At 63.7% G+C, this 12,592-nt stretch carries 19 protein-coding genes; all 19 read right to left on the bottom strand.

The genetic code is table 11. The features are described 5' to 3' along the window. A partial coding sequence (locus AAGA68_26555) for a hypothetical protein (protein MEM9388630.1) occupies positions 1–1,196 on the bottom strand: 1,196 nt, incomplete at its 3' end. A gap of 190 nt (positions 1,197–1,386) precedes the next feature. Beyond that, positions 1,387–1,560, bottom strand: coding sequence for a hypothetical protein (locus AAGA68_26550; GenBank protein ID MEM9388629.1), 174 nt, complete (start codon positions 1,558–1,560; stop codon positions 1,387–1,389). A gap of 26 nt (positions 1,561–1,586) precedes the next feature. Beyond that, positions 1,587–1,946: a hypothetical protein gene (locus AAGA68_26545; protein ID MEM9388628.1), complete on the bottom strand. Its 360-nt coding sequence runs from the start codon at positions 1,944–1,946 to the stop codon at positions 1,587–1,589. Positions 1,947–2,014: 68 nt separating this feature from the next. Then, positions 2,015–2,467 (bottom strand): hypothetical protein, encoded by a 453-nt coding sequence (locus AAGA68_26540; protein MEM9388627.1) that lies wholly within the window; start codon positions 2,465–2,467, stop codon positions 2,015–2,017. Then, positions 2,464–2,886, bottom strand: a complete 423-nt coding sequence (locus AAGA68_26535; GenBank protein ID MEM9388626.1) for a hypothetical protein — start codon at positions 2,884–2,886, stop codon at positions 2,464–2,466. The genes AAGA68_26540 and AAGA68_26535 overlap by 4 nt, the downstream gene beginning before the upstream one ends. Then, entirely contained in the window at positions 2,879–3,313 is a 435-nt protein-coding gene (locus AAGA68_26530) for an HK97-gp10 family putative phage morphogenesis protein (protein MEM9388625.1), read from the bottom strand. The genes AAGA68_26535 and AAGA68_26530 overlap by 8 nt, the downstream gene beginning before the upstream one ends. Positions 3,314–3,320: 7 nt before the next feature. Continuing rightward, the gene (locus tag AAGA68_26525; GenBank protein ID MEM9388624.1) at positions 3,321–3,653 is read right to left on the bottom strand and encodes a head-tail adaptor protein; all 333 of its coding nucleotides are present in this window, start codon (positions 3,651–3,653) and stop codon (positions 3,321–3,323) included. Further along, a complete protein-coding gene (locus tag AAGA68_26520) occupies positions 3,650–4,249 on the bottom strand; it encodes a head-tail connector protein (GenBank protein ID MEM9388623.1) in 600 nt (199 codons plus the stop codon). Before AAGA68_26520 ends, AAGA68_26525 begins: the two co-directional genes overlap by 4 nt. After that, on the bottom strand, positions 4,250–4,387 hold the full coding sequence (locus AAGA68_26515; GenBank protein MEM9388622.1) for a hypothetical protein: 138 nt from the start codon (positions 4,385–4,387) through the stop codon (positions 4,250–4,252). A gap of 66 nt (positions 4,388–4,453) precedes the next feature. Then, entirely contained in the window at positions 4,454–5,791 is a 1,338-nt protein-coding gene (locus AAGA68_26510) for a phage major capsid protein (protein MEM9388621.1), read from the bottom strand. Between the two features lie 137 nt (positions 5,792–5,928). After that, positions 5,929–6,600 (bottom strand): HK97 family phage prohead protease, encoded by a 672-nt coding sequence (locus AAGA68_26505; GenBank protein ID MEM9388620.1) that lies wholly within the window; start codon positions 6,598–6,600, stop codon positions 5,929–5,931. Further along, entirely contained in the window at positions 6,597–8,195 is a 1,599-nt protein-coding gene (locus AAGA68_26500) for a phage portal protein (GenBank protein MEM9388619.1), read from the bottom strand. Before AAGA68_26500 ends, AAGA68_26505 begins: the two co-directional genes overlap by 4 nt. After that, entirely contained in the window at positions 8,192–9,931 is a 1,740-nt protein-coding gene (locus AAGA68_26495; GenBank protein ID MEM9388618.1) for a terminase TerL endonuclease subunit, read from the bottom strand. The genes AAGA68_26500 and AAGA68_26495 overlap by 4 nt, the downstream gene beginning before the upstream one ends. Further along, positions 9,928–10,410 carry a phage terminase small subunit P27 family gene (locus AAGA68_26490; protein ID MEM9388617.1) on the bottom strand — a complete coding sequence of 161 codons (483 nt, stop codon included), beginning with the start codon at positions 10,408–10,410 and terminating at the stop codon, positions 9,928–9,930. The genes AAGA68_26495 and AAGA68_26490 overlap by 4 nt, the downstream gene beginning before the upstream one ends. Before the next feature lie 586 nt (positions 10,411–10,996). Further along, positions 10,997–11,278, bottom strand: coding sequence for an HNH endonuclease signature motif containing protein (locus AAGA68_26485; protein MEM9388616.1), 282 nt, complete (start codon positions 11,276–11,278; stop codon positions 10,997–10,999). Continuing rightward, positions 11,259–11,471, bottom strand: coding sequence for a hypothetical protein (locus AAGA68_26480; GenBank protein ID MEM9388615.1), 213 nt, complete (start codon positions 11,469–11,471; stop codon positions 11,259–11,261). Before AAGA68_26480 ends, AAGA68_26485 begins: the two co-directional genes overlap by 20 nt. After that, a complete protein-coding gene (locus tag AAGA68_26475; GenBank protein ID MEM9388614.1) occupies positions 11,468–11,641 on the bottom strand; it encodes a hypothetical protein in 174 nt (57 codons plus the stop codon). Before AAGA68_26475 ends, AAGA68_26480 begins: the two co-directional genes overlap by 4 nt. After that, complete coding sequence (locus AAGA68_26470) at positions 11,607–11,786, bottom strand: hypothetical protein (protein ID MEM9388613.1); 180 nt, start codon at positions 11,784–11,786, stop codon at positions 11,607–11,609. The genes AAGA68_26475 and AAGA68_26470 overlap by 35 nt, the downstream gene beginning before the upstream one ends. Next, on the bottom strand, positions 11,783–12,592 hold an 810-nt coding region (locus tag AAGA68_26465), incomplete at its 5' end, for a hypothetical protein (GenBank protein ID MEM9388612.1). The genes AAGA68_26470 and AAGA68_26465, both read right to left, overlap by 4 nt.

Genomic DNA, 12,592 nt, shown 5'->3' with positions numbered 1-12,592 from the left:
TGGATGTTCTCGCGGGCGCGGCGGGAGAAGTCACTGATCTTCTTTTCGGACTCCTTGGCGGTTTCGGTAAGCGCGGCGAGGTCTTCCTCGTAGCCCCGCAGGATCGCGTCGATGACTGGCTTGAGTCGGGCATTGGCAGCGTCGGGCGTCAGGCCAAGTCCCTCGATCGCGGCCTGCTGCACACGAGCGATGTCCGCCTTTATCTTGGAGTGGAGACGCTCAGCCTCAGACGCGTACTGAAGCCGCACCTGCTCGATGACCTTGGCTGCTTCAACGCCGCGGTCCCGGGCGGAGCGAGAGCTACGCGACGAGGAACCCGGCGCCAGGTCCTCGAGATCCACGGCGATCCCGTTCTGACCCGCATTCGCCAGCTTGTCGCGGACCTTCAGGTAGTCGTCCAGCTCTTCAGTCAGATCCGCAACCGCTTGCTCTGCCGCGGCAATCTGGCTGGGCGTAACTCCGGCCGTTACGTCGGTGCCTAGGAAGCCACCGCCCCGCTCCGTCTTTCTTGCCTGCTGGCGCTCGAGGAGGTCCTTCAGGTCCTTCTGCGCACCCGCCAGCCTCTTCCTGGTCTGCTCGATTCTCTCGTTCTGCTGCTGACTGGTCAGCAGATCGAACTGCACCTTGACGCCCAATAGCGCGTTGGCAATCGAGATGATGGCCGGGGTGACGGAGAGCGTGATGTTCTCCTTCATCTGGTCCATCACACTGTCCATCTGCGCGAAGGCACTACGCGCTTCGAGCGCCCGCTGCGCCGCCTTCTCGGAAAGCGTGACCCCAAGCCGCTCCGCCTGGTCCGCAGCGGTGCTGAATCCCTCTGCCATTCGAAGCGCGGCGGCCGCGCCTTCGCTATCGAATATCTTCCTCGCTACGGCGATGCGATCGCCTCGATTCTCGATCTTCGACAGCGCGTCGGCGATCGCCTCAAACTGCTCGTCCGCTTTGAGGTTTCGTAGTTGCGCCGCATCGAGATTGAGCACGCGAAACGCATTTCGAGCCTCGCCGATTCCTGCAGACGCCTCGGAGATGTTCCGAGTCATCCGCTGCAGGAAGAGGTTCACCTGGTTCTGCTGCACACCGAATTGCTCGGCAGCGAACGTGAACTTGGAGTATTCAACCGTGCCGATGCCCAAGAAGCGCGCAGTGTCCGCAGCGGCGGCCTTGAGCCGCACTTGCTCGCCGATCGCGTTCGCCACACCGCGACCCACCAGGACTGCGGCTAGCCCCCCGGCTGCTTTGCTGACTTGATCGAACGACTTGCGGACGCCGCCAAGATCCTTGGCGATCTTCTTCTGCCAGCGCTGCGCCGCCTTCTCGGCATCGGTCAGTCCGGATTTGAACTTGGCGGAGCGGACAGAGAGACCGACGAAGATGTCGAGTAGGCTTCTACTCCTTGCCATCGTCGGGTTCCTCCATACCTAACAGGTCGAACAAGCAGTCGGTCTCCCGGGGTTCGCCGTCACCAACAGGGCCAACCCGTTGCGCCTTCAAGTGGCGCAGCGCGATCACGTCTGCGAAGTCCTGCGTCGACCACGTCTCAAGGATGGTGGTCGGCGACACTCCGCTCTGTAGGGCGACCTCGATCGCTATTCGTCGGAGAGGTCGCCCTCGAAGTTTCCCGCGGCTTCCTCCAGCTCTTCCTCGCTGCCGCCAGCCTCGAGCATCACGCCGACGCCGCTGAGTTCTTCAAGGGCATCCCAAGCCGTCTCGATGAAATCAGGGTCCAGCTCGTTGTCGGCGATCTCTTGCGCGGTCATCTCGCCCAGCAGCTTGGTGATCGCCGGCTCTTCCAGGCACATGACGACCAACTCCCTTCGTTGCGTCATCGTCTGGTCGTAGAGCTTCACTTTTTCGGCAGTGACCAGCGCGCCCGACTCGCCCTCGTCCTCGTCGTCCGCCTCGATTTGCGCCAGCTGCGAAATTGTCATCATCAGGTCGTCAGCCATGCGGGCTGACATGGCGCGTAGGTGATACGTCGTGCCTTCGTGCTCGAAGGTGCCTTTCTTGCGGAACATCAAGCCACCGTCTTCGTGATTGGGCCGCTGATCTTCACCGTGGCGTTGATGGGAACCGACGATCCACGCGAGTGCTCAATGCCGTGATCCTGCACCTCGCCGAGGAAGTCGTAGGTTGCGACCACGCTGTTATCGGCGCGGATCAGCGATTCCACGCGGCACCAACGGCGCGCGTTGTCGATGAACGCGTCAGCCTCGAGGCGCGCCAGGCCGGCGTCCGTCTCGTCGACGAAGCCCGTGATGGTCATCGTGTTGCCATCAGGTACGTCACTCAGGAAGACCATGGCGTTGTCCTCCATGTCTGTGACGTCGACCATCTGCTTCGACGGCCCCGGCCCGTTGACGGTGACCGTGCCACCCACCTGGGTGTAGGTTTCAGAGCCGTTCGACGCGGGGGCCGGCAGGGTGTCGCCCAGGTAGAACCGGGCTTTCGACATGCGCTTAGCGGTCATGGTGTTGTGAACTCCTCTTCGTTCCAGCTGATGCGATAGTCCTGGCTGATGCGGTTGTCCATCAGGTCGCCTTGCTGACCCGTGTAATCCCGCTGATCTGTCTTGTCGTTCCCCCACACGAGCACTTGGTTCGGGGCCGCGCCGAGTGACCCTCTGACCTGCTTCATGGCATTTTTCGCAGCCCTCGCCGCTTGGCCCGCCTCGTCGACGCTGTCGCCGTACGCGTCGATCTGGATAAGGGCATCGGTAACGCCGCTGGTCTCGTCCTCCATGTCGTAATCGGGCGTAATGGCGATCCACTGCAGCACCAGGTACTGGCCGGTGGATTGATGAGGCGCGCGGCGCGTGTAGAGGGGAATGGAAAGCGCAGCATTGAGCGTCGCGAACACTGCGCGCTGTAGATCGAGTTCGTCAGCCATTCGGCGGCACCAACTTGTCGAGCGTCCTGCGCAACTGCTTCATCAAGCGCTCGACGACGACGTCGCCCTGCGACTCCAGCGCAGGCCGGAGAAACGGCTGGGCTGGGGTGTTGCGTGTACCGCGCTCGACGAACTTCGCGTAGAAGGGATCGCCCCGCTTGCTCTTGCGAGGGCCGACGATCACCGACATCTCACGCTCCAGACCTTTGGGACGAACGGCCTTGCGGACGAGGCTTTCGCGCAGGTTGCCGCCGTCCCGGCCGTCTTCGTACTCGCCAACCGGTGCCAGCGCCTTGGCCTTCTTGAGAACCGGGAGCATCGCGTACATCGCTGCGCGCCGGACGGCCTTAAACTGAGCGACGCCGTCGAGAGCCTTGAGCTTCTGCTCAAGTTCGCGCGCGCCCTCGATCTTCACTTCGAAATCCACGGCAACCTCACTTGCGCCGGCGCGCGGCGATCATCGTCTCGCGGTCGGCGCTACCCTCTGGCTCAAAGGTTCCGGCGATGTCGTACACAACGCCTCGCCACCTCAGCTGCCAGTCAGCCTCGATGACCGCGTGCCGCCCCTTGAGCTCGCGCGTCGCGATGATGGTGTCGACCTCGGCGATGGCCTGCTCGTATCGCTCGAACTCGCGGGCTCCGCGCTCCATGACGCGGCAGCGGAGTTTGGTGACGACGGTGAACCCACGAACCACGCCACCGGATTCGTCTTGCGTCGTGGTGGGTTTGAGCACCTCGACGACGTGGCGAAGGCGGCCACCTCTCACACCGCACCCCACACCCGCCAGGACTGCAGGATTGACTTGGCGCCCTGCGGCATCTCGGTCGCGACCGTGCCCGTGACCACCGCCTCACGGTTCTCGTAGTAGTGGCCGATCAGGAACCGCACTGCCTGCAGCAGGATGGGCGGGATACGTGACACGGTGGGCCAGCCGACAGTCACACGTAGGGTCACGGCACTCCGTCGCCCTGCCTGGGTTGCGGGCCACGTCCCCTGGGGCGCGGGCAGCACAACGGCGCCCTGCTCGTTCGACGTGTCCACCTGGTACTCGGCGGCATCAAGCGTCACCGACTCGCCCGCCGTATCGACGTACGCGATTGAGTCGACGGACTGGCAGAAGCCACCCGGTACCCGGATGTAGGTGTCTCCGTCGTCGCAAACGTTAGGGAAGCGTGGCCACGTGATATCCCACTCCTGGGTGAGCAGGGCTCGATGAGTCTCCCGCTCCACTGCGCTGCGTGCTGCCACGATGTAACCCGAGAGCAACCGATCGTCTTCCTGATGGGTGATGTTCAGGTGCTCACGCGCATCGCGAACCGTGAGCGGCTCGAGAATAGGCAAGGTGACGATACTGGTGGCCACTTACCGCGACTCACGCATGGGACGGCCTACAGCTCTCTCCGTCCGCCCCTGGTTGCTCTCTTCCCGCTCGCGCAGCTCGCGCAGGCGCGGGGATTCCTCGCGACGCCGCTCGGGGCGACGCCCGTCCGACTTCTTCATGGGATGTCTCCAAGGGGAAGACCCAGGGGCCGGAACCCCCGGGTCAGTTGCCGCGAACGCGGCGGCTTAAGCCATCGTCAGGCGCTTGATGGCGCGCGAGTCCTCAACACGAGCGTCGCGCCGGGTCCAGAACAGGAAGCCGACTTGAAGGCTATCGGCATACTTCTCGGCAAACCGAAGCATCTCAATGCCACGCACAGCGCGCACGCCGTAGCGGCTCAGTGCGCCGTAGACCACTGGAACCGTACCCGTCGCGATGTCCGGCATGTCCTGGTCCACTACGTACTGATCGCCGTCGATGGTCGGCGGCTCGCCTAACGCGATGTTCGGCTGCCAGAGCGGGCGGCCGCTGTCCGTCTCCGTGAACAGCTTCAGTACCTTCAGGGTGTTGTCGTTGAACACCCAGCGCGGCCCCATTCGACGGTAGGCCGGATCGACTTCGTGCTTGAGGTCGAGTAGCTCTTCATAGGTGAACGCCGTCGCCGATACCGCGTCGACACCAGCAGAGGCGCCGACCGTTAAGCCTTCGATGGTCGGAGTACCAGCGCCAGGTCCCCCGCCGATCGCGTGGCGACTGGACAGTATACGACCTAAGCGCTCGGCGCCCTTGCCCTCGAGGTACTGCATGATGTTGATGTTGGCATCTTGCAAAAGGTTGAAGCTCACCCGAACGATCTTCGAGGTGAAGATGTACGACAGGTAGTTGATGATGCCCAGCGTCTGGTCGGACTGCGACGCCTGCGCGTTCTCCGCAAGCTGTTCACCGACCTGGAAGTCATCGTCTTTGGGCACGGGAAGTAGCGCGCCGGTAGCGGTCGGGTAGAGCATCGGGCCATTCGGCTGACCGGCAAGGGCGCCGATCGCGTCATAGTCCTGCATCCCCAGAACGATGCGACCGGCCGACTCTTCGGTCACCGCGTAGCCGCCGGCAGTATCGGGCGTGGTGCCCTGGGCGCGCACTTCGTCCGGCACAGCGCCCGCGCGCTGCATCATGATGTTGCGCTGCTCTTCGTTGCACGCGGTGATGCCGCCGCGCAGGAACACGTCGAATGCATCGCGCACGCGCGCCTCCGGATCCGCCGGGGGCTGGCCGCTGGCGCTTCGCTCCTGACTGGGCCCGATGCGACCACTCGGGTTGCGGTCACCGGCTTCGCCGTATTCATCACGAGCGTAGTCATCGACATCCTGCGCGTACGCCCGCGCTTCGTCCATCATGGACTCGGTTGCTTCGATGCGCTGGTCGACCTCCGATCGCGCCTGCTGAAGGTTGTCCCAGGTCTGCTTCTCGTCGGCGTTGAAGCCGCGGTCTTCCTTCTCTGCGCCGTCGTAGACCGCACGCAGTTCGGTGTCGATCTTGTTGCGCTTCTCCTTGAGTTCGCGCAAGCGTTTCACTAGGTCCGTCATTGCCCTATTCCTCTGATGATTGCTATCGGATAAGCAACCGCGGTCAGACCTCATCAGGACCGTGCGCGGTCAATGCACGCGGCGAACCCTCAGCCCCTCATCAGGGGCCGATCCGCCGCATGCAAATTCGGTGGGTGCTAGGCGCCTATTGACGCCAGGTACGCTGCTCGGCGCTCCATCGCGCCCTTGTGCAAGTCGTTGTGATCACGAAGTTCGCAGAGCGCCTGGTCGAGGCCACAGCGCGCGTGCTCAAGCCGCTCCGGGTAACACTGCGCGGGGGACAGCTGGGCCGCTCCGGATCGCGCCTCGCTGGTCGTCTGGGTGTACGCGGGGAACGTGACGGGTGCCGTGTCATAGAGACGGCTGATGCTCATCACTGTTCGGACGATGACACCGTCGTCGTCCTCGTCCCACTGACTGCCGCCAGGCGCCACGCGGAACGCGAAGCTCGACTGGAAGATCTGGCGGTCACGCAGAAGCGGCATGTACGTGCGCCAAGCGGCGTTGTCCTCCGCCGGAGTGCACAAGTACTCAAGTCCCGCGTCCGACACCTTAAGATCGTGGTTGATCCCTGCCCGACCTAGTAGTCCGGCTGCAGTGTAGTCGTGGTTTGCCGCGCACACGGCGCCGTCCATGTCGCAGTTCGCGAATGCGTCCCGATGAATCACTTCCACGAAGCCACCGAGCGGGACGCTTCGTTGATCGAACACCGTGGCGATGCCCGCAACCTGAGTGCACTCACCCTCGGCGCGTACGCTGGGCTTGGCGCCTGCGTACCAACTGCTCATCCGGTACTCAGTGTCATTCATGTCTCGGTTTCCTGGGTCAGTAGTTCGGCAACAGTCCGCGCGGTGAGCTCGGGCAACTCGTGGCCTTTAGTGAACGCCTCCCGGCGTGCGGACAGGAAGCGCCGCACAGCATCGTCCGCGCTGACCTCAGGTGCCCTGCATACGCGCGCAACGGTCTGGAACACAGGAAGCGCTTGGCGCTCTGCGATGGCCGCGTGCTTGGCGTCCCACCATTCGGTGCGGTTCTCACCGGCCCTGGCCTCGCGGCGCTCAAGCACTTCGACCAACTCCCGCACTACCGGCTGCACTGCGTCCGGGTTGGCTGAACACTGCGCCGATCTCGCTTCGCCCTCGGTCATCAGCGCGCGCTGTGCGCTCGGTTGCTGCTGCTGACCCTCGGGATCCATGTTCAACGGGCGCAGGTAGTTGTCGAGCGCAGAGTCGGTAACGTTCCAGTGCTCGGCCTCGCGTGCCTCGTTGCGACTCATAAAGCCAGCGGTGATGCCCTTCTGGTAGGCCTCAAATCGCGTGGCGATGTCCCCGCGCAGCAGCTCGTCGAGCTGGAAGCGGATGTAGAAACCGGCGGCGAGCTCCGTTTGCGTGAGCAGCTTGCGCATCAGCTCCTGCTCCCAGGAGCGCACAAGGCGGTGCATGGTGTGCTTGACGAAGAACAAGTCCTGCTCTTCGATGTTCGAGAAGGTAGAGCGGTCCATGTCGCCGACCATGTGAGGCGGCACGCGGTAGTAACCGCAGATCTCGGTGCGGATGTGCTTTGCCTGCTCGAGTAGCTGAGCATCCGTACCCGTCATACCCGCGGACTTGAAACTCATGCCGCTCGGTAGAAGCGCGACGCGCCCGGTCTGCGAGAGCTGGCCGTACGCCTTTCGCCAGTGATTCAGAAATTCGTCGCGGGCCTCGGGGCTAGAGAACTTGCCCTCTGACTCGATCACCCCCGAGATGCCGCCGTTCGCAAATGTGCGCGAGGCCCTCTCACGCGCGGCAATCCCGGTTCCGATCGTCTCGCGAAGGAACCCGATAGGCGACTGCCCTTCAAGCCCGTCGTAGGTGTGCCCCTTGATGTGCACAATCTCGCCAGGCAGGAACCGGAACGACACGCCGTCGATAACGGTTTGGTAGACGGGAGGACGCCCACCACCTGGTCGAATCATCGTGGTCGATCGCGACTCCAGCGGGTACATTTCGACAGGCCGGCCCTGGCCATCGAAGTCGACGAACATGTATCCCGCGCCATCCACCTGCCGCCACCACTCGGCCACGGCCAGGGCGTCTAGGCTGGTCATCCAAGGGTTAGGCTCAAGGTTCAGCAGTCGCCACAGTGGATGCTCCGGGACAGATCGCGTCTGCCGGTCGCCGGTGCGCTGGCGAACCTCCACAGGTAGAACACTCAGCGACTGCGCTAGCACGTTGACGCACGCGGCGACTGTGGACAGGCGCAACGCGTTCTGCCGGTTCACTGTCACGCCCGCCGACGTAGGGCCCGCGCCCAGGATCGTGAGCAACGACGGATCCGTCAGCGTGAGCCCGGTGATGTCGCCACTGTAGTTCGTGGTCGATCGCTGCTCGCTCTGCCAGCGCTGGAGCTGCTCGACGTTCACGCGATGATCAACTTGCCGTCGTAGACTGGCCCGGAGTCGTCATTCATCCAGCCGGCCACCGCCATAATTGCGGCGACGCCCGCATCGATCTTGCCGTTCGAGCCGTCGCGGTCGGGCTTGATGTTGCCCGCGGGGTCGCGCTTGGCCTTGATGTTTTCTAGGCAGTAGCTCAACACGGGGTTTCCTCCACCATTGACCGCTCGGCGAAGCACCAGGCGCTCGAGCTCTTTCATCGGCGCGGACAGGGAACCAAATCCCTGCCGGCACTGCTGCAGATCTAGGTCGCCGTCCTCGCTGAGGTTGTTGACCAGCGGGCCCGCATTCCATGGGTCGAACAGAAGCGTGCGTAGGTCAAGCACGTCAGCGAACTCGCGCACGCCCTGCTCGACGATGTTGTAGTCGGTCACGTTGCCCGGTGTGACCGTGAGCCACCCTTGGTCACGCCACACCGGGTATGCGCTAGAGCCGCCGCACTCTCGCCAGTTGTCGATAGCCCACTCAGGCACCCACACGCGGGCGAGCAAATCAAAGCGCCCATCTTCGTCGGGCAGCAGAGCGACTAGTGCGGTCATGTCTCGCGTGCTGGCAAGGTCGAGACCGCCGTAAGCGACTCGGCCTCGGCACGACTCCAACGCCACCGGCTTGATCGGCGAGGTCCGCCACTCAGTGACTGGCAGCCAAGCAACGCTCGCCGTCGTCCAGACGTTCATTTCCTTCGTCAGGAAATGGTTACGCGTCGACGGTTGGCGGCGCGCGGTGGACGCTGCGTCCTCGAGGTGCGCTGCCCCCTTGATCGTCCCCAGGCCTGGGTTGGCCTTCGGCCAGTTGGCTGGATCGAACGGGTCATCTGGCTGGAGGTCGCCACCGACGTCGCCGTAACCGTCAAGCGTGAAGACAGCGCAGAGGAAGCTGTCGTCTTGGGTGCCGTCCTCTCGATCGAATCCCTGGAGTATCCGCACCGCGTCCTGGCGGAGTTCGTAGCAAGGGCCCGAGACATCGAAGCCAGCGGTCGTGATGTAGACCGTCAGGGGTTGCGCTCGGGCACCCATACCCGTCTGCAGCACCTGGGCCAGGCCACTGTCCTTGTGCGCGTGGTACTCGTCGATCAGGTTCACGTGCGGGTTCAGGCCGTCCTCCGTGTTAGAGTCGCGGCCGAGCGGTACCCACATGCCATTGCTGTTCGGGTGAGCGATCGAGCCGATCACCTGGCGCCGCGTCTCCGCCTTCGGGAACACGACCAGCTCCTTCGCCAACAGCGGAGACCGCCGCGACATCAAGCGCGCTGCCTTGTGACTCAGGTTGGCCTGGTCCTTCTTGGTGGCAGCCGAGTAGATCTCCGGCGCGTCCTCGCCGTCGCAGGTGAGCATGTAGAGCCCCTGCCCTGCCATCAGCGCGGTCTTCCCGTTCTTGCGAGCGACCTCGAGGTAGGTCGTTCGAAACCGCCGGGTGCCATCCGCCCGCAGCCAACCGAACGTCTGTGCAAGCCACCACTGCTGCCAGGGATCCAGCCGGAACGGCGCGTCCTTGTTCGGGAGCCGAAGCCCTCGCGCGAAGAAGTCGAGCACGCACTCGGCGGCATCGACGTCGAACCGCAGTCCGCGCTGGTGGCCGTGCTCAAGGTCGTGGTAGAACCGCTCAACTGCGCGGCGGATCAGGTAGCCAACGATGACGGTGCCCTCAAGAACACCTTCGCAGTACTCGGTGACCGCGGCCATCCCTGACCGCTGCTCGCTCATTTCGCTCGCTTGAAGTCCTGCAGCGACGGGCCGTCTTCGCCCTTGTCGGCCCTGGTGAGCGTGGCGCGGCCGCTCGGCGTCAGCCCGAACTGAGCGAGCATCGACACCACTCGCTTGTAGGTCTCATTCCGGGTCGTGTACGCAGGGTTCCGAGACTGGTCCCCCTTCTCGTTGACGTAGGAGCGACCCTCCGCCTCGATGTCCTGGCCCGTCAGTAGGTACTCGGCGAAGGAGATTGCGCACATGGCGAGCGCGTCGATGTCGCGCTCCGTCATCAGGGCGATCTCCGCCCAGCGTTCGAAATGCGGCACGGCCGTCGGGTACGCGTTTCGTAGCCACTCCGGCGGGGCTGGCGGCTCGGTGAGCGCTACGTCGTCCTCTCCGGCGCGATCGCCGTGACGGTCGGTGCGCTTGCCGCCGCTCGCCGCGAGCAGCAGGTGCGGCTTCCTGGGCCGCCCTGGGCCGCCTTTGCGACTCATTTCAACCTCCTGTTTGCTATGGGGTTTTCTTTTTGACTACGCGAAAAGTTCACCACCGGGCGGTCTCTAGGCAAAGGGCTGTAGGTATTTCGACCCCCTACCCCCTGACGTGCCGCTCACCGAATGCAAACCACGGAAGACGACCAGGCATCCATGCGAAGTAGAGCTGCATGGGAGGCCCGCTCTCGCGAGGAGAGACGACGGGCAACCAGATGTGCACCATCCACTTGATCGTGCTCGGTAGCGTCATGGCGGCGTTGTGGTAACCACATCGCTCGCAGTAAGAACAGCCGTCGACGGTCACCCACCTGTGCAGGCCCAGCACCGTGCATCGAAGTGATCGCGGCTTGCTCGCCTTAAGGAACTCAGCACTCATGACAAGGCTCAGGTAGCACGCACGGAACAAACTCCGGACGGGGACCAATCCGCTCCCCTCGATACTGGCTCGGTCGCTTCGTACTGATCGCCCCACACCACCCGTAGTCCTGACTGCAGGTCTGCGCCCACCAAAGGCCAGGGTGCTTGTCGATCAGCACTGGGATTGGGACGCCCCAATTCGGTGACGCCAACGCACGTACTGTGTTGGTCACGGCATGTCCTCCGTCCGCGTCTTGTAGCTATGGCAACGCTTGCACAGCGCCTGCAGGTTGTCCCAGTCGAGCCGAGCTCCACCTGACCTGATCGTCGTCTTGTGGTCTACCTCAGTCGCCGGGTCGCCGTTGCACTTCCACTTGCCCTGACACACCGGGTGCTCGACCAGGAAGGCCGCGCGGACCTTACGCCAGGTGTTGTCGTAGCCGCGCTGTGCAGCGCTCTTACGTGAGCGACCAGGGCGACGTGGGGTGAAGCTAGCCGGTCTGTTCGGCATGGGATGGCGCGAACCCTTCCCGATCGATCCATCGCTCCTGCTGGCAGCCCAGGGTGTCCACGTATCGAACCTGATAGATCGTGTGCGTCAGGTAGTGGGCGATGCCGACCACCTGGCCCTTCTCGTTGCTGTCTGCCAGGGTGACGAACGTCCGCAGTTCAATGGTGGTGAAGACTTCCGGCGACACCATCATGCTGCCTCGCCTTCGCCGAACGCCTTGCCAAGCCTCGTCCACAGTCGGCTGATGGGATCACGGCTCTTGCCAAGATCGTCGATCACCTTGGCGACCGCGGCCTCGTTGGCGGGGTCGGACAGCCATGCCGAGGCATCAGCAATCCACTTCAGAATCTTCGCTAGGTCCATTTGCCTTGTCCTTGAGATTGCGGATGTAGATGTTCAGTGCGAGCAGACCTATACGCCACAAGCAGTACAGTCCCGCGAGATTGAATAGCGCGATGAGCAGCGCCAGAAGCGCCACCTCGGCGAGGTAGGTGATGACATCCATCATGGTCGGCCCCGATCGTTTCCAAGCAGCCGCACGTACCGCTCATGGGTGAGCGCATTGCCTGTCGCCTGCAAGCGGATCTGATAGGCCCGATCATCGAGCGTGCCGGTGACGTAGAGCCGCAGCCTTCCGGCGGGGTCGAACTGGAGCGATTGCAGATCGGGCGTCGCCGTAGCGTCCCCGCCGGTGCTTGCCACGGTTGAGGTGACGAACTGAGCGGTCGCCCCGACCAGGGCATCCCCAGCCTGCATGACGTCCGTCAGGTCGATGTAACGCGCCTGCACTTCACCGGGACCAACAGGCGCTTCCCACTCGAGCTCACTGATGTGATCGTCGCCGGGTGACCAGTAGACCGTACGCTCATCGTCGGGAGCGTCGAATGTCGCCTGAGATCCGACGACCGCCTCGCCTCCGCCGAGTTCGACGATGATCACGTTCGGCCCGATCGAGCCGCCCGAGGCCTGCGTGTTGCTGCTTACGGTGATGCCGACAGCAGCCGGACCCGCTAGCGTCGCCGCCGGCGCGATGCTGCCACCGACGGCCTGGGTATTCCCCTCAACCGCAATCCCCGTGATCTGCTCGCCGGCGATCTGTGCGGCAGGCGAAATCGAGCCACCCGAGGCCTGCGTATTCGACTCGACGGTGATCGACGCATTGGGCGATTCGCCCACGATGATCGCGTCGGGCGAGATCGTGGCCACTGGGCCAACGCTGTCCTCGACGACAACCTCAATGACCTGCTGCAGGGTCGCTGCCGGGCTAATCGTCCCGCCCGAGGCCTGAGTATTCGACTGGACGGTTATCTCTGT

It is taken from the genome of Pseudomonadota bacterium, from assembly GCA_039193195.1.
Classification (GTDB): domain Bacteria; phylum Pseudomonadota; class Gammaproteobacteria; order Steroidobacterales; family JBCBZW01; genus JBCBZW01.
Note: the sequence above shows the minus strand (reverse complement) of the source record. Positions and strands in the feature narration are given on the sequence as shown.